This is a genomic window from Helicobacter sp. (assembly GCF_014799995.1).
Lineage (GTDB): Bacteria > Campylobacterota > Campylobacteria > Campylobacterales > Helicobacteraceae > Helicobacter_D.
On sequence record NZ_JAAVGY010000053.1, the window covers coordinates 16,268 to 36,269 of the forward strand.

The 20,002-nt window shown below is 39.2% G+C and carries 20 protein-coding genes; 10 read left to right on the forward strand and 10 right to left on the reverse strand.

The window, feature by feature from the left end; all coding sequences use genetic code 11:
- Positions 1-29: 29 nt before the first annotated feature.
- Genes flgB through HDT10_RS08090 form a run of 4 tightly spaced genes read left to right on the forward strand, consistent with a single transcriptional unit; the run spans position 30 to position 3,079 of the window.
- The gene (flgB, locus tag HDT10_RS08075) at positions 30-464 is read left to right on the forward strand and encodes a flagellar basal body rod protein FlgB (RefSeq protein ID WP_290882089.1); all 435 of its coding nucleotides are present in this window, start codon (positions 30-32) and stop codon (positions 462-464) included.
- Between the two features lie 10 nt (positions 465-474).
- Positions 475-975, forward strand: coding sequence for a flagellar basal body rod protein FlgC (gene flgC / locus HDT10_RS08080; protein ID WP_290882091.1), 501 nt, complete (start codon positions 475-477; stop codon positions 973-975).
- A 12-nt stretch (positions 976-987) separates the two neighbouring features.
- Complete coding sequence (fliE, locus tag HDT10_RS08085; RefSeq protein ID WP_290882097.1) at positions 988-1,305, forward strand: flagellar hook-basal body complex protein FliE; 318 nt, start codon at positions 988-990, stop codon at positions 1,303-1,305.
- Positions 1,306-1,321: 16 nt separating this feature from the next.
- Positions 1,322-3,079: a penicillin-binding protein 2 gene (locus HDT10_RS08090; RefSeq protein ID WP_290882100.1), complete on the forward strand. Its 1,758-nt coding sequence runs from the start codon at positions 1,322-1,324 to the stop codon at positions 3,077-3,079.
- A gap of 10 nt (positions 3,080-3,089) precedes the next feature.
- Here HDT10_RS08090 and HDT10_RS08095 read toward each other — a convergent pair whose 3' ends face one another.
- The 3 genes from HDT10_RS08095 to HDT10_RS08105 all read right to left on the reverse strand — a co-directional run bounded on the left by HDT10_RS08095 (position 3,090) and on the right by HDT10_RS08105 (position 6,697).
- Entirely contained in the window at positions 3,090-3,305 is a 216-nt protein-coding gene (locus HDT10_RS08095; RefSeq protein ID WP_290882102.1) for a hypothetical protein, read from the reverse strand.
- A 43-nt stretch (positions 3,306-3,348) separates the two neighbouring features.
- Positions 3,349-4,584: a malic enzyme-like NAD(P)-binding protein gene (locus tag HDT10_RS08100; RefSeq protein WP_290882105.1), complete on the reverse strand. Its 1,236-nt coding sequence runs from the start codon at positions 4,582-4,584 to the stop codon at positions 3,349-3,351.
- 115 nt (positions 4,585-4,699) lie between these two features.
- A complete protein-coding gene (locus tag HDT10_RS08105; RefSeq protein WP_290882107.1) occupies positions 4,700-6,697 on the reverse strand; it encodes a hypothetical protein in 1,998 nt (665 codons plus the stop codon).
- Positions 6,698-6,905: 208 nt separating this feature from the next.
- Between HDT10_RS08105 and ileS the strand changes: the two genes are divergently transcribed.
- Genes ileS through HDT10_RS08125 form a run of 4 tightly spaced genes read left to right on the forward strand, consistent with a single transcriptional unit; the run spans position 6,906 to position 11,795 of the window.
- The gene (gene ileS, locus HDT10_RS08110; RefSeq protein ID WP_290882109.1) at positions 6,906-9,713 is read left to right on the forward strand and encodes an isoleucine--tRNA ligase; all 2,808 of its coding nucleotides are present in this window, start codon (positions 6,906-6,908) and stop codon (positions 9,711-9,713) included.
- A 25-nt stretch (positions 9,714-9,738) separates the two neighbouring features.
- Entirely contained in the window at positions 9,739-9,876 is a 138-nt protein-coding gene (locus HDT10_RS08115) for a hypothetical protein (RefSeq protein ID WP_290882112.1), read from the forward strand.
- On the forward strand, positions 9,873-10,979 hold the full coding sequence (locus HDT10_RS08120; protein ID WP_290882114.1) for a glycosyltransferase family 4 protein: 1,107 nt from the start codon (positions 9,873-9,875) through the stop codon (positions 10,977-10,979). The genes HDT10_RS08115 and HDT10_RS08120 overlap by 4 nt, the downstream gene beginning before the upstream one ends.
- Before the next feature lie 12 nt (positions 10,980-10,991).
- On the forward strand, positions 10,992-11,795 hold the full coding sequence (locus tag HDT10_RS08125; RefSeq protein ID WP_290882117.1) for a polysaccharide deacetylase family protein: 804 nt from the start codon (positions 10,992-10,994) through the stop codon (positions 11,793-11,795).
- A gap of 93 nt (positions 11,796-11,888) precedes the next feature.
- Here HDT10_RS08125 and metK read toward each other — a convergent pair whose 3' ends face one another.
- Positions 11,889-13,049 (reverse strand): methionine adenosyltransferase, encoded by a 1,161-nt coding sequence (metK, locus tag HDT10_RS08130; protein WP_290882122.1) that lies wholly within the window; start codon positions 13,047-13,049, stop codon positions 11,889-11,891.
- A gap of 236 nt (positions 13,050-13,285) precedes the next feature.
- The gene (locus tag HDT10_RS08135; protein ID WP_290882124.1) at positions 13,286-13,681 is read right to left on the reverse strand and encodes a hypothetical protein; all 396 of its coding nucleotides are present in this window, start codon (positions 13,679-13,681) and stop codon (positions 13,286-13,288) included.
- A gap of 149 nt (positions 13,682-13,830) precedes the next feature.
- Here HDT10_RS08135 and HDT10_RS08140 point away from each other — a divergent pair, with 149 nt between their 5' ends.
- A complete protein-coding gene (locus HDT10_RS08140; RefSeq protein ID WP_290882127.1) occupies positions 13,831-14,427 on the forward strand; it encodes a peroxiredoxin in 597 nt (198 codons plus the stop codon).
- 168 nt (positions 14,428-14,595) lie between these two features.
- On the opposite strand, the gene HDT10_RS08145 is transcribed toward HDT10_RS08140, so the two are convergent.
- From HDT10_RS08145 to HDT10_RS08165, 5 genes are read right to left on the reverse strand one after another with little or no spacing between them, the layout of a single operon-like run.
- Positions 14,596-14,835, reverse strand: a complete 240-nt coding sequence (locus HDT10_RS08145; RefSeq protein ID WP_290882130.1) for a hypothetical protein — start codon at positions 14,833-14,835, stop codon at positions 14,596-14,598.
- 11 nt (positions 14,836-14,846) lie between these two features.
- Positions 14,847-15,623, reverse strand: a complete 777-nt coding sequence (locus HDT10_RS08150) for an ATP-binding protein (protein ID WP_290882132.1) — start codon at positions 15,621-15,623, stop codon at positions 14,847-14,849.
- Positions 15,613-17,367 (reverse strand): DNA methyltransferase, encoded by a 1,755-nt coding sequence (locus HDT10_RS08155; RefSeq protein WP_367159073.1) that lies wholly within the window; start codon positions 17,365-17,367, stop codon positions 15,613-15,615. Before HDT10_RS08155 ends, HDT10_RS08150 begins: the two co-directional genes overlap by 11 nt.
- Positions 17,258-17,944, reverse strand: coding sequence for a type I restriction enzyme HsdR N-terminal domain-containing protein (locus tag HDT10_RS08160; RefSeq protein ID WP_290882135.1), 687 nt, complete (start codon positions 17,942-17,944; stop codon positions 17,258-17,260). The genes HDT10_RS08155 and HDT10_RS08160 overlap by 110 nt, the downstream gene beginning before the upstream one ends.
- Complete coding sequence (locus tag HDT10_RS08165) at positions 17,941-19,305, reverse strand: MFS transporter (protein WP_290882138.1); 1,365 nt, start codon at positions 19,303-19,305, stop codon at positions 17,941-17,943. Before HDT10_RS08165 ends, HDT10_RS08160 begins: the two co-directional genes overlap by 4 nt.
- A gap of 68 nt (positions 19,306-19,373) precedes the next feature.
- On the opposite strand from HDT10_RS08165, the gene HDT10_RS08170 reads away from it, so the two are divergent.
- The gene (locus HDT10_RS08170; RefSeq protein ID WP_290882142.1) at positions 19,374-19,997 is read left to right on the forward strand and encodes a non-canonical purine NTP pyrophosphatase; all 624 of its coding nucleotides are present in this window, start codon (positions 19,374-19,376) and stop codon (positions 19,995-19,997) included.
- Positions 19,998-20,002: the final 5 nt, after the last annotated feature.

A 20,002-nucleotide genomic window follows, 5' to 3' on the forward strand; every position in this document is an offset into this window, starting at 1 on the left:
TTTGTAAAGTTCAAATTTAGGAGTTTGATATGAGCATTTTTGCTTATAGCCCCGCACGCTTACTTGCGCAAGAAGCCCTTGACCATAGAGCTTTACGAAGAGATATGATTGCGAGCAATATCGCCAATGTTTCTACTCCAATGTATCGCCCAAAAGATATAAACTTTGAACAAATGATGGCAGCCAAAGCGGACGAAATCTTCAATCGCAATCGCAAACTAGAGCTTGATGTGGCAATCACAAACAAAAATCATTTGCTACCTATGGAAGAAATGGACTTGAAACGTCCCACAATGTTTTATCGTGATGGGCACTTATCTCGCAATGATGGCAATAGTGTAGATTTGGACATTGAAACAAGCGAAATGGGCAAAAACGATATTATGTATCAAGCGATTGTTGGTGCATTGCGCAAACAAGGCGCAATCTTTACTTATGCAGTAGAATCTGCACGCAATCTTTAAGGAGTTTTGAATGTTTTTATCTAGTTTTGACATTAGTGGTTATGGGCTATCGGCTCAACGTCAAAGGGTAAATTTAATTTCTAGTAACATTGCTAACGCAAATACCACACGAACCGATGAGGGCGGACCTTATAGACGAAGAGAACTTGTGCTCAAAGCATTTGATTTTGACAAAGTTTTAAATCAAAAGTATGAAAACAGCAATAATTTGCTAAAATATGAAGATCCATTAGACGAAATGGACACATTTGATGAGCAAAGGAAGCCAAAACCTACGCTAATGAGTGTTTATGTAGATAAAATCGTTCGTGATGACACGCAACCAAAAATGAAATACGAACCAAACCACCCGGATGCAAATTCTGAAGGTTATGTCGCGTATCCAAACATTAATGCAGTAGTAGAAATGGCAGATTTAATTGAAGCAACCAAAGCCTATCAGGCAAATGTTGCGGTGTTTCAAAGTGCCAAAAATATGGCAAGCACAGCAATTACAATGTTCCAAGCATAAAAAGGATTATAAATGGAAATTAACAAATATGGAGTAGATATAGAGAAGTTAAACTCTCAACTCCAAGATATTCCGAGTCTTTCGCCAAATCACGATTTGAATCCGCCCTCTAAAAGTTTTGGCAGTATGCTAAAAGAAGCTGTAGATGAAGTGAATGCCTACCAAAAAACCAATGACCAAGTAATGGCGGATATGGCAACAGGACAAATCAAAGATATTCATCAAGCTGCAATTGCTATTGGAAAAGCTGAAAATAGTATGAAACTAATGCTAGAGGTGCGCAACAAAGCAATCAGTGCCTATAAAGAATTGATAAAAACGCAAATTTAATGCTTCTGCATTTGTAATGAATGACACTCAATCCAAAAAAACAGGCAAAATCCTCCTCCTATTTCTTGCAATGGGAATAGGATTTGGCATCTTTTTGGGCACAATCTTTTACCATAATTTTACAGAACGCAAACTCCCAAACTTCCAAGCCAAACGCGTTGAAAACGCAATTAGAGGAAATATTTATAGTAGTGATGGATTCTTACTTGCCTCAAGCAAAAAAGTCTATAAAGCTGTGGTAAATACTTACAATATCAATCCGCAAAAAAAAGAACTTTTTATCAATCTTTTTAGTATTTATAGCAAGATTCCCAAAAGTCAAATTCGTTCTAAATTAACACAAAAGGGCAATGTTACACTTTCATACGATATTGATTCTAAAACTGCAAGCTATCTAAAACAACTCAATCTAAAGCTCAACCAATTAGATGTTTTTCAAAGTTATGAAGATGAGAATGGACATATTTTCAAATATGGCTTATCAGTCGTGGAAAGTGGAGAATCCAGAGACTATCTTTACCAAGACACAATGGAGCCAATTCTTGGCTATGTTAATAAACAAAATGATACCAACATTACACACGTGCAAGGCGTAAAAGGAATAGAAAAAAGCTTTGATAATGAGTTAGAGCCTATGAGTGATTTGCTGATGATTGGGCAACGCGATATTGGCTTCAATGTTATCTTGAACAAACGTTCCACTTTCAAAGAAAGGATAGATGGCTATGATATTATCAGCTCTATTCCATTAAAATTGCAAAAAAAGATAGAACGACTTGCCGATGAAAATGCTGCCCAACTTGGTGCAAAAGAAATTCTCATTGGCATTATGGAAAGCAAAAGCGGCAGAATCTTAAGCCTTGCAAGCAATGCGCGTTTCAATCCCAATTTAATCACCAAAAATGATTATTCCAAACTTAACACCAATGCGATTGAATACTCCTATGAGCCCGGAAGCATTATCAAGCCCATTATTTATGCTATTTTGCTTGATAAGAATCTCATTTATCCTAAAGAAACCATTGATTTAGAAAATGGACGCTTTAAACTGCATAATTTCTATATTACCGACACACACAGATTAAAATCCGCTACCGCCGAAGAAGTGTTACTCTATTCTAGCAATATTGGTATGGCAAAGATTGCACAACGTTTAAGTCCGCTAGAATACAATGCCGCCTTGCAAGCTTTTGGGTTTGGCAATTTAAGCGGGATTGACTTGCCTTACGAGCGCGTGGGAGTGATTCCAGACGCAAAACGATTCCAAAGCGATGTCTATCGCGCGACAGCATCTTATGGCTATGGATTGCGCACAACCTTTATGCAAATGCTTAAAGCCTATAATATCATCATCAATCACGGAATCTCTTATGAGCCTTACTTGGTGGAATATATCCAAGATTCCAAATCTATCCGTTATAAACTCAAACACCAAACACCCATTAGAATCCTTAGCGACAAAACTGCCAAAGAAGTTAAAAACGCTTTAGTCAAAGTCGTCAATGAGGGTACAGGGAAAACGGCACAAGTGCAAGGGATTACGATTGGTGGCAAAACAGGCACGGCGCATATCGCACAAGGTGGAAAATATGTGAGCAAATACAATAGCTCGTTTTTTGGCTTTGCAAATGATGAAAAAGGCAATGAATACACGATTGGTATTAGCGTCTTTGAGCCCAATGAAGCCGAAGCCTATTTCGCCGCACGCACTGCTGTGCCACTCTTTAGAGAAGTTGTAAATCTGCTCATCAAAGAAAACTATCTGAAGCCTTGAGGTAATAGATTTATTGCGATTCCATTCCCTTTATCACAAATTTTCCTTCCTCAAGCACAATAGGATAAGAATCCCGCGTAACGAGGTCTATTAGAAAACACTCTTCGCCGTTTTCAAGTTCGTATCGTTCGGCAGGATAGAGCGAAAGTCGTCTTTTAACTTCCTCTAAATCCTCGCAAAGCGCGCTAAAGCCAAACATTACGAGCTTATAAGAAAACTCTTCCATATAAATTTCCTTTGGCAGTTTGCTTAATCCAACAATCCTAGTATTAGGATTCTAAACTCTCAACGCGTGCGACACCGCTATCAATCGCAGCTTGAGCTACGGCATTAGAAATAAATTCTTTTAGGCGTGTATCAAAGGGGCTTGGGATAATGTATTCTTTGCCAAACTCAAACTTTCTTCCGTGAATCTGCTCTAATTTCACTCGCAAGTCTTCAGGAATTGGCTCTCTTGCCACCGCTGCAAGAGCTTGCGCACAAGCGAATTTCATTTCCTCGTTGATACATTTTGCGCGCGCCTTTAAAGCTCCCTTGAAAATATAAGGGAATCCCAAAACATTATTGATTTGGTTAGGATAGTCGCTTCTACCTGTCGCAATAATCGCATCGGGGCGCACCTCATGCACAATCTTTGGGTCAATTTCTGGAATTGGATTACTCATCGCAAAAATCATAGGATTCGGATTCATTCCCTCAATGTCTTTGGCGGTCAAAATATCACCACGAGAAAGCCCGAGTATGACATCTGCGCCATCTAGTGCCTCTTTATAAGAACGAATCTCACGCGAAACTGCAAATTCTTTCTTGAATCCATTTAAGTCTTGTCTTGAAGTTGTAATTGCCCCCTTGCTATCAAACATAATGACTTCTTTTGCTCCTAGATTCTGTGCCATTTTCGCACACGCAATTGCCGCTCCCCCCGCTCCAAAAACGACAATTTTTAAATCTTCCGCCTTTCTGTTTGTGATTTTCAATCCATTAATGATTCCTGCGGTTGAAATAATTGCTGTTCCGTGCTGGTCATCGTGCATAATTGGAATATCAAGAATCTCTTTGAGACGCGATTCTATATAAAAACATTCGGGTGCTTTAATATCTTCTAGGTTGATTCCGCCAAAAGTTGGTGCAATGGCACGTACAATCTCAATCAACTTGTCCGGATTCGTTTCATCAACTTCAATATCAAATGCGCTAATATCGGCAAACTTCCTAAATAATGCGGATTTCCCCTCCATTACAGGCTTCCCTGCAAGCGCACCAATATCACCGAGCCCCAAAACCGCTGTGCCATTAGAAATTACCGCGATAAGATTGCCTTTAGCAGTATATTCATAAGCCGTGTGCGGGTCGCGTGCAATCTCTTTGCAAGGGACAGCAACACCGGGAGAGTAAGCGATAGATAAATCGTGCTCGTTGTTTAATTGCTTGCGTGCAACCACTTCAATTTTGCCTCCTTGATGATAAGGAAGTGCATCTGGATAGGTCTGTTTTAAATCTTCCATTGCTATTAAACACCTTATAAATTAAAAATTTGATTCGGAATTAAAGCAGAACAAAAATAAACCTATTATTTAAATTTACTTAAATAAAAATTAAATTATAAAATTTCTCCAATAATTATTGGATTTTAGGCTGATGAATGCTTCCATATAGTCTATGGTTTTTAATGTTTTCATTGCGTTTTAAAAGCAAATTTCCTTGTAAAGCAGAAGTGTTAAGATTTGTAACAATTTTTGAAGATTGGATTTGTATCTCTTGCGATTTGGGTAAATTAGAATCTTTAGATTGAAGCAAAATCGTACTATGCAACTGCGCATCGGGTAAAATCTGGTGATAGAGAAAACCACTAAAAGAATAGGGGGCAAGATTTCGTTGTGTCGCTTGATTCAAAGTGCGCAAAAGTGCGGTATTGCGGAATCGCAAATGAGCAGTATCAAAATGGACATAACGCATTCTCTCTGTGAAGTCTTCTTTGATATTCAGATTCGCTATCCCCTCAAAATAATGTGGAATTTCAGGAAAGATTGTATAAATCTGTGTGCTATTTAATTGATTAAGGGAAAGATTCCAAGCAGCTTTATCCAATGATAAACTAAACGCATTGCCTTGCTTATTAGAATCCTCTTCTATCGCACCTTTAAAATTTAAAGAATCATTCATTACAACTCCTTGTGCTTTCAGAGTGCCTTTAAACAAGCTTTTATTCCGATAAGAAAAGTTTTGAATCTTTTTTAGAGTAACTTCTTGTGGAATCTCAAATGCAAAAGGCTGTAAAGAAATTTTGCCCTCTTGACTTTGGAGGCTTGCAAGATTGGAGTTTAAGGCATAGTTTAAGATTCCCTTCCCTTGTGCTAGCTCTATCTTGGATTCCATTTGAAAGGTTTGGGCTGGGAATCCGATATGCGTGTGCATTTCTATTAATGGGCTATTAATCAGCAAATTTTGACTTTGCATTACAACAACTCCCGAGATTCCGCGCGCAAAATCACGCAAATCCAAATCAAGATTTAAAACCCCCATTAAAAACGCAGGTTGGTTCAAAAGAGTAAAAAGCGCACTTGCTTCCAAATTCTGACTCGTGATTTTAAGAGTATTGGCTTGCAAATTTTGCAGACTTAAACGAAAATCCAAAGGTGAATGCTCCAATGTCATTGTGCCATTGATGAGCATATTTTTTGTATCCCCCTTGGCGATTCCTTTTGTACTTAAAGCACCATTAAGCGGAATCCCAAAAAAAGGCGAGAGGGGCGAGAGATTTTGAAAATTAAGATGAAACTCCGTATTCGTTGCCAAAGTTGCAAGATTGCTTGCGCCCTTAAGCTCAAAATCACCAACGCTAGAATACATTTTAAGATAATGCTTGAATGTATTATGATGAATCTCTCCTTGCAATTCACCCATAAAGTGCGTGGGCGGAATCGTAAGGTTAAAATGCGATAAAAACTCCTCTGCGTCTAAATCTCCTCCCTCTAAGCTTGCATTTAAGATTCCATTATAATCAGAAATGCCATAAGAGGAATCACCGCTTCTCTCTAATTTCAAATCAAAATTTAAAATCCCCTCACCATAGGGAGCTTCATCAAATAAGGCAAAAAGCGCACTCAAGCTTGCGTTTTTGGTATGCAAACTCAAACCTTGCAGCTCCAAATACGAACCAATAGCATTCAAATCACTTTCTGAATCCAAAAGATTGCTTTGTGCTTGCAAAGTATAATGCGCGAACTCCCCGCCAAACTCTCCCTCAATCCAAGAATTATCGCTAAACTTCAAGGTTTTGTCTGCTAATTTTGTGCTAAAACCTTTGGAGTTTAGCAAAAAAGAGCCTTTAAAATTACGCAAAAACAAAGAATATTCACTCTCTAAAAACAATTCTAACTGCCCATTTTGCGCCACGGCTTCCAAAGAAAGATGCGAGGGGGTAAGTTTAAAATGCCGCGCCTCCCATTGAAAATGCGTTTGAGATTCTAGCTTGGATAATAAAAAATTCCTAATATAAGCATTGCCAAAGGGTGAAAAGAGCAAAGCAGCTAGACTAAAGAAAATAAGCAAGAAGCCTAAAAAAGCTAAAATTATTTTGCGTGCAAATAAATGATTTTGATTAATGCTTTGTGTCATTTGATTCCTTAACGACTATCCTTTGCGGTTTTACACCACTTGAAGCCTCAAGGATTCCAATACAAAATAGCAATACAAAGAGAAAGGGTGTTTTTTCATAGATTCAAGTGTAATCAAAAATTCGTTAAAAAGACTTAAAAATTAGGCACTTTTAAAAGAAATCAAGGTAGAATCCAAGCTTTATTTGTCTTCAAAAAGGGAATTGATTATGGATTACAAAGATACGCTCGCATTGCCTACAACTAGCTTTCCTATGCGTGGAAATCTCCCGCAAAATGAACCCAAAACTTATCTTGCTTGGAAAAAGAGTGGCATTTATCAAACAATGCAACAAAACCGCCAAAATGTCCGCAAGACTTTCAATCTGCACGATGGACCACCTTATGCGAATGGACACATTCATATTGGACACGCACTCAACAAAACACTCAAAGATATGATTGTCAAGCAGCATTATTTTCAAGGAGAAAAGGTATTTTACACGCCGGGGTGGGATTGCCACGGATTGCCCATTGAGCAACAAGTAGAAAAAAAGCTCGGCAAAGAAAAAAAGGACTCTCTGCCCAAAATCAAAATCCGCGAACTTTGTAGGGGGCACGCACAAGAGTTTGTCACCATTCAAAAAGACGAATTTTTGGAACTTGGGGTTTTTGGCGACTTTGAGAATCCTTATAAAACAATGGATTTCACCTTTGAAGCAGACATTTACAGAGCACTTTGTGAGGTTGCTAAAAAGGGACTGCTTAAAGAAAGAAGTAAGCCCGTTTATTGGAGTTGGGCTTGTCAAACTGCCCTTGCCGAAGCAGAAGTAGAATATGAAGAGAAAGAAAGCGATTCTATCTTTGTCGCTTTTCCCTTGCAAGAAGACGCACTCCAAGCACTTGGCGCAAAAGAACTAGGTTTAGACAAAGCCGCTTGCGTGATTTGGACAACAACCCCTTGGACACTACCTGCCAATAGCGGAATCGCACTCAATCCTGAAGAACTCTATGCGCTAACTCAAGATGGCAAGGTAGTGCTTGCTTCGCAAGTAGAAAAATTGGCACAATTGGGTGTGGTAGAGGATAAAATCCTCAAAACCTTTCAAGCCCAAATCTTAGAAAACAAATCCGCAACGAATCCCCTCAATGGGAGAGATTCCAAGCTTGTTTTAGGAGAGCATGTCGCAAGTGGTGAGGGAAGTGGCTGCGTGCATACTGCACCCGGACACGGGGAAGAGGACTACTTCATCGGGCTTAAATACAATCTACCGATGATAATGCCCGTAGATGACAAAGGTTGCTTTGATGAAACATTAAAACGCGAACGATTATTCTTTAATCCCGATGAATTTGTGGGGAAATTTATCTTTGATACGCACACAAGAATCTTGGAACTCTTAGGAGAACACCTATTGTATCATAGCAAAATCAAGCATTCTTACCCGCATTGTTGGCGTTCGCACCAACCTGTAATCTTTCGTGCGACTGCCCAATGGTTTATTTTGATGGACGAGCCTTATACTCAAGAGGGCAAAACCTTACGCGAAGTGGCATTAGAGCAAATCTACCAAACACGATTCTACCCAGAACACGGAATGCGTAGAATCTACTCTATGATTGAAAATCGCCCCGATTGGTGCATTTCAAGACAAAGGGATTGGGGCGTGCCTATTGCATTTTTCAAAGACAAACGCAATGGTGAAGTTTTATTAGATTCAGAAATCTTAGACTTCATCGCAGAAATTTTTGAGAAAGAGGGCTGCGATGCTTGGTGGAGCAAAAGTGTAGAGGAGTTACTCCCACCGCAGCACAAAGACAAAGCAGGGCATTTAGAAAAAGTGCATCATATCCTAGATGTGTGGTTTGATAGTGGAAGCACTTGGAAAGCCGTGCTTCAAAGTAGCAAATATGCGAGCGGGGATTATCCTGCGAGTATGTATTTAGAGGGTAGCGACCAGCACAGAGGTTGGTTTCATAGCTCATTGCTTGTGAGTTGTGCTATCCACCAATGCGCACCCTATCAAAGCATTTTGACACACGGTTTCACAATGGACGAAAATGGCGAAAAAATGAGCAAATCCAAAGGCAATGTCATTGCTCCCAAAGATATTTTAAAAGAATTTGGCGCGGAAATCTTGCGACTTTGGGTAGCACAGAGTGATTATCAAAACGACCAAAGAATCTCAAACAATATCCTCAAACAAGTCAGCGAAAACTACCGCAAAATCCGCAATACGATTCGTTTCTTGCTCGCCAATGTAGAATCATTAGAGAGCTTAGAATTAAAGAATTTTAACCCGATTGACTTATGGATACTAGGACGCGCAAAGTCTTGCTTTGACCTTGTGAATTCACTCTTTAAGGAATACGAATTTTCAAAAGGCTTGCAAGAGCTAAATTATTTTTTAAATGCAGAACTTAGCGGAATCTATTTGGATTTATGTAAAGACAATCTTTACTGCAATGCCCTAAATTCTAGCGAACGCAAAGCAGCCCAAAGTGTAATGGCTTTGATTTGTGGAAGATTATTTGGACTTCTCGCCCCGATTCTTACTTACACCATTAATGAAGCCCTAAACCATACAAAAAGCAAAGCACTGCTTGAGAGTTGTGGAATCACAAAGGAGATTACAAACCTACAAACTGCTGTGCTTGAAGTTGTTTATCAGCCGCTCCCTAGCTTTGAAACACCTAGTATAGACTTTGAAAATCTCCTTGCTTTGCGTTCTTGCTTCTTAGAGCAGATAGATAGCCTCAAAAAAGAATCCAAAATCAAATCCACTTTAGAGGTAGATTTGGTGATTCCAGCCAAAATGGCAGGATTTAAAGAGCTTAACCTATGGCTTATGGTAAGTGCTGTGCGGGGTGAGACGCAAGATTCCAATGTCTTGAGAGCCTTTACTTTTGAGGGTGAAACCTATGCCATTTGCCAAGCCAAAGGACAGAAATGCCCACGTTGTTGGCAATTTATTGCAACAAGTGAAAATGAGCCGTGCGCACGTTGTGCAGAGGTTTTATCTTTAAAAAGTAAATGATTAATTCAGGACAAAAAGGAGAAATATGTTAGAGAGTTGCTTTGACCTCACGCAGCCCGTAGGCTTGGTAGAGACTTGGGTGAGCATTTCTGCTGTATGCTTTATGATGTGGCTTGGATTTGTAGCAGTAAAGCATATCAAAGAAAAAAGAACAAACAAATGAATATTCTGCACACAGAGACTCTAAAAAATTGGGGGGGGGGGCAAAATAAAGTCTTAAACGAAATGAATCTTATGCGCGAACTTGGGCATAAAGTCTTTTTGTTTGCCAATCCAAACACACAAATCGCACAAAGAGCAGAGAATCTCGGCTTTGAAGTGATTGCGTGCGAAATGTCTAAGAAAACTTATCATCAAAGTATTCCTAAGCTTTTTTCTATCGTCAAAAAACACCATATCCATTGCGTCATTACCCACGATTCTACTGATAGTTGGATAGGGGCAGCCACGCGCATTTTATGCAGACTCAATGGAATCCACACAATTTTTATGCGTGAAAGGCACAATCTCTACCCTATCAAAGGCTTTTTCTCTAAAGCATTACATACACACTTATTTGATAAGATTCTATACATTTCTGAAGCGGTAGGGGAATATTTAGAGCAAATTGGCGTCCCAAAATCTAAACTATTTTATCTCCCAAGCACCATTGATACTACAATCTTCAAACAAACAAAAAGCAACTTTAGAGAGGAATTTGGAATCACAGAGGATTCTTTGGTGGTTGGCACTTTCACTTCTTTGTATCCCAAAAAAGGCGTGTATGATTTCGCTCAAGCCGCCAAGCTTGTGTATGAAAAATATCCCAATGCGGTGATTGTCTTCGGCGGTGGAATCAATGAAGGAATCAAAAATCAAATCCAACAAGACTTCAAAGCAGGGGAACGCATTATTTTCACAGGTTGGCGTGAAGATGCCCTCAATATCATTAAAGCCTTTGATGTTTATGTCTTCGCAAGCCACACCGAAGGGCTTGGCACGGTATTATTGGAGGCAATGTGTTCGCAAGTGCCTATCGTAGTGTATGACAAGCCTCCGATGAATCATTTGATTACCCACAAACAGAGGGGACTTTGTGCTTCATATTTGGACGCAGAAGATTTAAGTCGCCAAATCTTACATCTCATCGCACACAAAGAAGAATCTCTAAGATATGCAAGAGAGGCTTTAGATTATGTTTGCACCCACCACGACCACACACAGCTTAAAGGCGCGCTTGAAAACCTTCTCAACCAAGCTACTCAAAGCCTCCAAGATTCCATATAAGGAGCGCAATTAATGTTTCCAATTTGTCTCTGCACACTGCATCACATTCACACACAAAGCGATAGTTTAACGATTAGTCCAACAATGCTCCAAAAGGCGATTTTACGAATTTTAGATATGGGATTTACCTTTATCACCTATGGCGAGTTTATAGAAGCGATTTTGCAAAATAAAAACATCGGAAAGAAAAAAGTGCTCTTGACTTTTGATGATGGATATTTTGATTTATATCGCTTTGGATTCCCTATCTTAAAAGAGTTAAGAATCCCTGCGGTGTGTTTTTTGATTACCGATACAATTCGCGATTCTAAGCGAGGGACTTATGATTTAGAGCCAAAACTCCATAAAGACTTCAACTACTCTAGCGATTTAGAATATTTCTTAAATCTTTCTGAAATTTTAGAAATGCACGCAAGTGGGCTTATGGAGTTTGATAGCCACAGCGCAACACATTTTTCTTGCAATAGCGAGGACACAGAGAGGTTGAAACAAGAATTGACGCGTTCAAGAGATAAGATTTTGGAGATATTTCCCTACAAAAAGCATTTTGGATTCTGCTTTCCTAGAGGAGATTTTAATGCAAATGCCTTGAATCTTTTATCCGCTTGTGGATACGATTTTGCCTTTAGCACCATAGATGGCGGGCTTTGCAAAGGAGATGATTTAAGGAGAATCCGCAGGATTGACATTTCTCAAAGCACGCGCAAGGAAGAGGATTATCTCTTTCGCTTAAGCAAAAAACTAAAGCTTTATTCCTTTCCATTGCTTGGCAATCTTTATTCCAACTTCAGAAATCGCAAATTTCACCGTGTATAACCCCTTAACATTTGTTTTGCAAGAAGAGTTGTAAATCATTACACACTCACGCGCAAAACCAATCAAGTTTTCCTACTCACAAACTTTTAAAAACTATTTGAGATTAAAATAATCCTTGATTGCCTCGACTTTGTCTGTCCTCTCCCAAGTAAATTCTGGCAATTCGCGTCCAAAATGTCCATAACTTGCGGTTTTTTGATAGATTGGGCGTAGCAAATCTAGGGATTCTATAATTCCACGTGGAGTTAAGCGGAAAACCTGTTTGACGCATTCTTCAATCTTGGAATCCTCAAATTTGCCTGTGCCGTGCGTATTGACAAGGATAGAAACAGGCTCAACCACCCCGATAGCATAAGCAATTTGAATCGTGGCTTTATCACAAACTCCGCTTGCTACGAGATTCTTTGCCACATAGCGCATTGCGTATGCTCCACTTCTATCTACTTTGCTTGGGTCTTTACCGCTAAACGCTCCTCCCCCGTGCGGACAGCTTCCACCATAAGTATCCACAATGATTTTGCGCCCTGTCAAACCCGCATCCCCTTGAGGTCCTCCAATGACAAATTTGCCTGTGGGATTCACAAAGTAACGAATGTTATCATTTGCAAACTCTTGTGGCAAAACTTTCTTCACCACTTCTTCAATTACCGCACTTCTTAGAGTGTTTTGTGAAGTTTCTGGGCTATGTTGCGTAGAAACCACGATTGTATCAATCCCCACCGGCACACCATTGGCATACTTAATTGTTACTTGTGATTTACCATCGGGACGCAAGAAAGGCAAAGTGCCGTCTTTTCTCGCACGCGCCAAACCCTCTGTGATTCTATGCGACAAATAAATCGGCAGAGGCATTAAGACATCTGTTTCTCTACACGCATAACCAAACATCAATCCTTGGTCACCCGCCCCAATCTCGCCGTCTTCTCTATCCACTCCTTGATTAATGTCGGGACTTTGCTCGCCTACGCCATTAAGCACACCGGCACTATGATAATCAAACCCATATCTTGCATCAATATAGCCAATCTCACGCACGACGCGTCTTGCAATGTCTTGCATTGGTGCATAAGCCGTTGTTTTTAACTCACCTGCAATCACGCAATAACCATTAGAAAGCAAAGTCTCGCACGCTACTCTTGCTTTTGTATCACGTTCTATAATGTAGTCCAAAATCGCATCGCTGATTTGGTCTGCCATTTTGTCCGGGTGTCCCTCGGTTACAGATTCGGAAGTAAAAAGAAACTCTTTTTGCATAAATTCACCTTGTATTTGAAATTTTTGAAATTCTATCACAAACAAACTTAAAATTTAAATTGCGGTAATGAATCCCTAAATGTAGAGAAATTATCCTTGTGAATCATCAAATTTAAATGCGAGAATATGAGATTTGTTATTTTGTGCTTAATGTGTTAGATTGAGACTTTGGGATTCTGCCACTTTGTCCTATTTTCACTAAACAAAAAATGGATGAATCCCAATTTGCAGGGAATTTATTGTAATTTAACGCCCTGATTTTGCAACGAACTTCTAAAAAGTGTATAGGATTTCACCACATCTTTTTTGGTGAAATAAATCTGTAAATTGTGGCTTCTTGCTTCATCTTTGGAAATCAAACCTCCAATCAAGGGAATATGATTTGTCGCATCGTAATCTGCTTCTGCATACTCATACACCAATGTCTCCGTGCCATCTTCCTCTATATGCGTCCCTGTTGGCTTACCATACATTTGTATCACTTGTGCTTTGGTTGTTTTACCCTTAATCAACTCTTTTTTGAAATCCTCTTGTGTCTTTTTGGCTAAAATTTCATTGCCCCCTTTAAAAGTGCAATCCGCAATAAGCAAAGAGCATACACCTAAACACAACATTAATTTCTTGTATTTCATTTACAATCCTTTTTCTATTAAAATAAAGCTCATATTATGCCCCCCCCCCCTAAAAATAAACTTAATTTAATCTTGAATTTATCTAAGATTCGCTAGTATTCGTCAATTGATAGTTTTTATCAATAAATTATTTTTATAAGGATTTAATAATGTTAGTAACAAAAAAAGCTCCAGACTTCAAAGCTCCAGCAGTTTTAGCAAACAATACGATTGTAGAGGATTTTGAACTTTCAAAAAACTTAGGCGAAAAGGGCGCAGTTGTTTTCTTTTGGCCCAAAGACTTTACTTTCGTTTGCCCCTCTGAAATTATCGCAATGGACCATAGAGTAAAAGCGTTTAATGAAAAAGGATTCAATGTTATTGGCGTATCTATTGACTCTGATGTCGTGCATTTCGCTTGGAAAAACACTCCAATCAATCAAGGCGGAATCGGAAATGTGCAATTCCCAATGGTTTCAGACATTACCAAACAAATCTCTCGTGATTATGAAGTGCTCATCAATGATGCAGTCGCGCTTCGTGGCTCTTTTCTAATTGACAAAAACCAAGTTGTGCGCCACTCTGTGATTAACGACTTGCCACTAGGGCGCAATATGGACGAAATGCTAAGAATGTGTGATGCTTTAACTTTCTTTGAGCAACACGGAGAGGTTTGCCCCGCAGGTTGGCACAAAGGCGATAAGGGTATGAAAGCAGACGCAAAAGGCGTAGCAGAATACCTCTCACAAAATGCAGACAAACTCTAAAACTCCCGCAAGGATTCCCCTTGCGATTCTGTTACTCTGTCGTTGCAAGAATGCGTAAGCATTCGTTCCATAATCTAGCACACTCATAATTCTGCTATCATTGTCATTGCAAAGCTCTTATACGCTGTGGCAATCTAATTTAAATACAGAAACTCTTACAATGGAATCTTAAAAGATTAGCATTAAGACTCTATGTGATTCTACATTATGGATTGCTTCGGCTAAAGCCTCGCAATGACGGCGGGGATTTGTCATTGCGAGAAAATTTGTAAAATTTTCGTGGCAATCTATAATCCTGCACAAAGCAAATTCAGCCTTTGCGTCATTGCGAGCTTTATTTTCGGCGTGGCAATCTATAATGTTGGATTCCTTTTTATTTACCAATGCACTATTGCAAGAACCCCCCAAGCAAGCGCAATCTATTCTTGTCTATCCAAATAACGTATATCAAAGAGGCTCTTTAAATGCACATTGCTCAAAGCTACTTTCAAGGAAGTAAAAAGGTCTTTATTTCTCTCCTCCATTTCCTTGAGCAGTTGTTTGGTTTGCTCTCTTGCATAAGGGCGTTTGTCATCAGCTTGCCAGAGAATTGGACAATTACAATCAGGGGCAATATAAATGTTATTTTTGGCAATAAAGTCAATAATTTGCCGCTCCCGCACAAAAATCAGCGGACGAATCACATACAAGCCATTCCCCGCTCTATAAATGGGAGGCATAGAGCGCAATGCTCCATTGTAAGTAAGATTCATCATAAAGCTCTCCGCCGCATCATCTAAGTGGTGCGCTAGAGCCAACTTATTGAATCCTCCCTCTAGGGCTTTGGTATAAAGCGCACCCCTCCGCATACGAGAACAAAAGCTACAAACCACGCTCCCCTCGCGTTTGTTTTCCTCTAAAATCTTATAAATATCTGTTTGATATAATTCATAAGGGATTCCAAGCTTCTTACAATATTCAAAGATATATTCATACTCTCCCCCTCTCCCATAATCAATCGTAATAGCTTTAAACTCAAAGTCAAAAGGCGCATATTTTTTAAGCCTTGCTAGAAGTGTCGCAAGCAAAATAGAATCCTTGCCTCCACTTAAACCCAAGAGCACCTTATCCCCCTCTTTGATAAGGTCAAATTGCGCATTCGTAGAACCTGTGATTTTTAAGATTTTTTTGCTGATTTCTATCTTGTTAGTCGTCATCAAACAAATTTCCTTGCATTCCTCTTTCTCCTTTTAATCTCCACTCTCCCGCGGATTCATCCTCTATGGCAACCTCATTTAGAATTTCTTTTATAAGTTTATTGCTTGCTTGGATTCCATTTTTTGAAAGCGGAATCACGCTAAGAACCAAATCATCAAACTTTATGCTTTTATTTTGAGACTTTGCCTTACTCAAAATTGTTCTTATGAGATATTCTACTCTTTTTTCTAACGGAATCCCATAATTACTAAAGCTCGCATTCTCTCGTAAATGATATTTTTGATTCTCATCACAATCAAATCGTTCATTAATTGCAGGGATAAAATTTGCAAATTTATCTGCTATCTCATGCAAATAACCATTATTCATTGCTTTAATCACTAGAGAATTCCAAATTTCTTCTAAGTTTGCCCCATTACTCTCAACAATAATTTCCTCAATATCTTGGAACATTAGCTCCATTATATCTATACCCACTTCAAGTTTTGCACGCACTTTTGCGTTATCAACTTTCTTGAAATAGATAATAATCTGTCCTGCTAGCACAGTGCTAGGATTCTGCACTTTTTTAAAGCTTGCTTGCCCATTGTCTTGCCGCACACTACCAACATATTCAAAACCAATATTCTCCGCACTATCTACAAGAATTTGCCACAATTTTGGGTCTTGGTGCTGAAATACAAAATCAAGCCATACATTCCACATCGTGCTTAAATCGAGATAGGGAATCTTCGCCCCATAAGGCGGGTCAGTATAGATAAAATCCACACTTTGGGATTCTATTTCTTTTAAGTCTGTCGCGTCTGCTTGAAAGATTTTTTCTCCATTAGTTTTTTGCAAAAGTGAATCTTGTTTTTCTACATTTTCCCTTTGAGATATTAAGCTTCCGCTAAAGTCCTTAATCACTCTCTTTAAAGGATAAAAATAACTTTGATAAAATAAATTACTTGGAGATTCTAATAATTCTCGTTTGCCTTTTCGGACACGTTCAATTTTGCCTTTAAAAATATCAGCAATTTGATGCTTTGCGGGATTTGGCGCAATACGATAGCGATAATAGGCATAAATACCACTTACGCCACCACCTCTTGGTGTTTCGTGGAAAGTTAGATTACACATACTCAAAGTATTATAAAACGCCAACATCAAAGAATAGCGCATATTGCGCTTTATGATTCTACTTTCTTTGCTCCCGCTTGGTGTAGTGTGTTTAAAAATCAGCTTGCGCAAAATTGCAAGTTCGGCAAGTTGCATTTTGCTAAAGAGTCCTAGCACGCAATCTACATCACTTCCCTTTGGCAAAACCTCATCTTGAGGAATCCAAAGTGTAGAATCCTGCTCTTTTAGTGTAGCAGTTTCACCAAACTCACTATCTAGCGCATTAGGATAATATTTAGCATTTTTTAGAATCTGCCTTGCTTCCTTGTCATTTTTGGGTTTAAGATTCTCAAACTCTTTTAAAATCTCCTCGCTTAAATCATACAACGCGCTTAAATCCACTTGCACGCTTAGGGCTTTTGCCATAAAGATACTTAGAGGATTTAAATCGGTGTGAATCCCGATTCTCCCATTCATCATCGCTTCAATCGCCGTAACGCCACTGCCACCAAAAGGATCTAGCACCACATCGCCCTTATCGGTGAAGTTTTTGATATTCTGCGTAACAATGTCCCAACTCTGACGCGTGAAATATGCAGTGCAGCCAAAATAACGCGCTTTTGCTTGTTTTTTGGGATTTACGATTGCCTTTGAATTCTCTGCTTAGATACCATTCCTCGCTTTTTTTAGGTATTTTAGAATCTTGAAGCGTTTGTTTTAAGGATTCTATGGGAGTGGTGAGATATTGCTTCAAAAGCGCAAAATTTTCATTGTCAAAGTTATTTGCGAAAAGTTCTTCGCAAGAAAATTCCTTTAAGAGATTCTGCCCATTCGTCTCAAAAAGTATGAAACTTTTACCATTGCAAAGGGCATAAAAGGGAGATTTAATCTCCGAATTAATCGCATAATAAAACGCCTGTCGCTCTGCCTTGCTTTGAAAGTTAATCTTAACATTGGGCTTTTTTGCGTCCAACACACAATGAGGCTTGGAATCCACATACAACATATAATCAGGCACAATAATGTCTTTTGCTTCTATCTTTTTGTTTGAACCTATGACGCTAGGAGAATGAAGCGTTTGGGATAATACTAATTCTAAGTTTGTAGGATTTTTGCCACTTTTAAGAGCAAATCCTAGTTCCTTCAAAAGAGGAGAAATGATAAACTCCCTCACTGAATCTTCTTTAAAATCCTCATTGAAAACAAAATTAAATTCTTTCATTCTCGCTCCTTGAAATATCCTTGCAAATGCTCTTTGACAAACTCTAAGACTTCAACTTCTTCTAGCAAATGCTTATCATATTTCACTACCACCACTTGTTCGCTCTCATTAATATACCATTCTAACACTCCGCGTAATTCCCCTAAGACTTCTAAAGTCTCTTGTGCGATTCCGTCCTTTAATGGCAAATAAAGGTTTTTTTGAAAGGTTGGATTAGCCAAAAGTCCAAGTAGCAAAATCCATAAAAAAGACGCAATCACAACAAACATCGTAATAGAAAGCATACTAAAAAAGGTATAAAAATGCCCTCCAAGCAATGCGCCAAAGAATGAACCCAAATAGCCAAAGGAAGTGAAAATCCCCATTGCGCTACCCTTTTGGTGTGCCTTACAATAACGACTCGCAAGACTTTGCATAATGGGTTCATGCACAGAAAAACCTACAAAAAACACTAAAACCCCGACAATAAACACCGCTTGGCTTTCGCTTAGCATTAGCAAATAACTAAACACAAAAAACAAGATTCCAGCAATCATTACGCTTTTGAATTTCCCCTTTTTCTCTGCCAAGATTGCAGCAGGCACCATCGCAAAGAATCCCAACAAAGAAGCAGGGATATAGACTTGCCATAAGTCCTCTTTAGGCATTTCAAACCCCTTGACAAGCGCAATGGGAATGATAAGAAATGCCAAAGTCATAAAGCCTTTTTGCAAGAAATTTGTTAGATTCATAATTTGCAAGTTTTTGTTCTTTAAAATCGCGCTATACTCTCCACTTTTGTGCGAAAAACTATAAGTAACTTTCGGGGCGTTTGGCACAGCAGCCCATAGAATCACAAGCCCAAAAACTGCCAAAATACAGGTAATCCAAAAGAGGCTTGGCACACCAAAATTTGCCGCTAAGATTGGTCCTAGAATCAGGGCAAAGGTAAAACTTAGCGAAATCGTCCCTCCCATTAGTGCCATTGCTTTGGTGCGATTCTCCTCCCGCACCAAATCCGCTATCATTGCGCTAATGACACCCCCCACAGCCCCTGCTCCTTGCATAAGCCTACCCAAAATTAACCCATAAATATCCGCACTTAGGGCACAGACGAGCGAACCTAGAGCAAATACAATCAGTCCGATTGCAATCATACTTTTGCGCCCGAATTTATCACTCAAAAATCCAAAGGGAATCTGAAATAACACTTGCGTAAGTGCATATCCTCCCATTGCGATTCCGATAAGAATCGGGCTTGCCCCCTCAAGAAAAAGCGCATAAAGCGATAAAACCGGCATTACAATAAACAAACCAAAAAATCTAGAAGCGAGAATGAGGCTTAGGGGCAGACTTTGCTTGAGGAGAGATTCTTTTGCCATTTCATATCCTTATGCTAAAATTCCAAAACAAAAGGGTAATTTTACCCAAAAATACATAAAGGCAAATTATGCGCTTAATCTTAGCAACTTCAAATCAAGATAAAATCAAAGAAATCCGACAAATTTATGCTTCATTTTCACAAGATTTTAGAGTAGAGATTCTCTCTTGGGATGCACTGATAACGCCTTTTGAGATTATAGAGGACGGCACGAGTTTCCAAGAAAACGCACAGATTAAATCTAAAGTGGTTTTTAATGCACTTAAGAAACAAGGAATCCTGCAAGAAAAGGACATTGTCCTATCCGATGATAGCGGAATCTGTGTCGCAAGACTTGGAGGCAAACCCGGAATCCATAGTGCGCGTTATAGTAGAGGGAATGCGCAAGAGAATCTCCACTTACTCGCAAGCCAAATTGCGACACTAGAGGGCAAAATCTCTAAGGCACATTATTGCGCGTGCATTGGCATTAGTTCCTATGCAGGCACTTACAGCGCACACGGATTTATGTATGGACAAGTGATTGCAGAGTGTCGTGGAGAAAATGGATTTGGTTATGACCCAATTTTCATTCCTAATGGATTTGACAAAACCCTAGCCGAGTTAAGCAGCAAGGAGAAAAACTCCATTTCTCACCGCGGAATCGCACTAGAAAACGCGCGGTATTTATTACGTGCTTTGCTCGAAAAATAATCTAT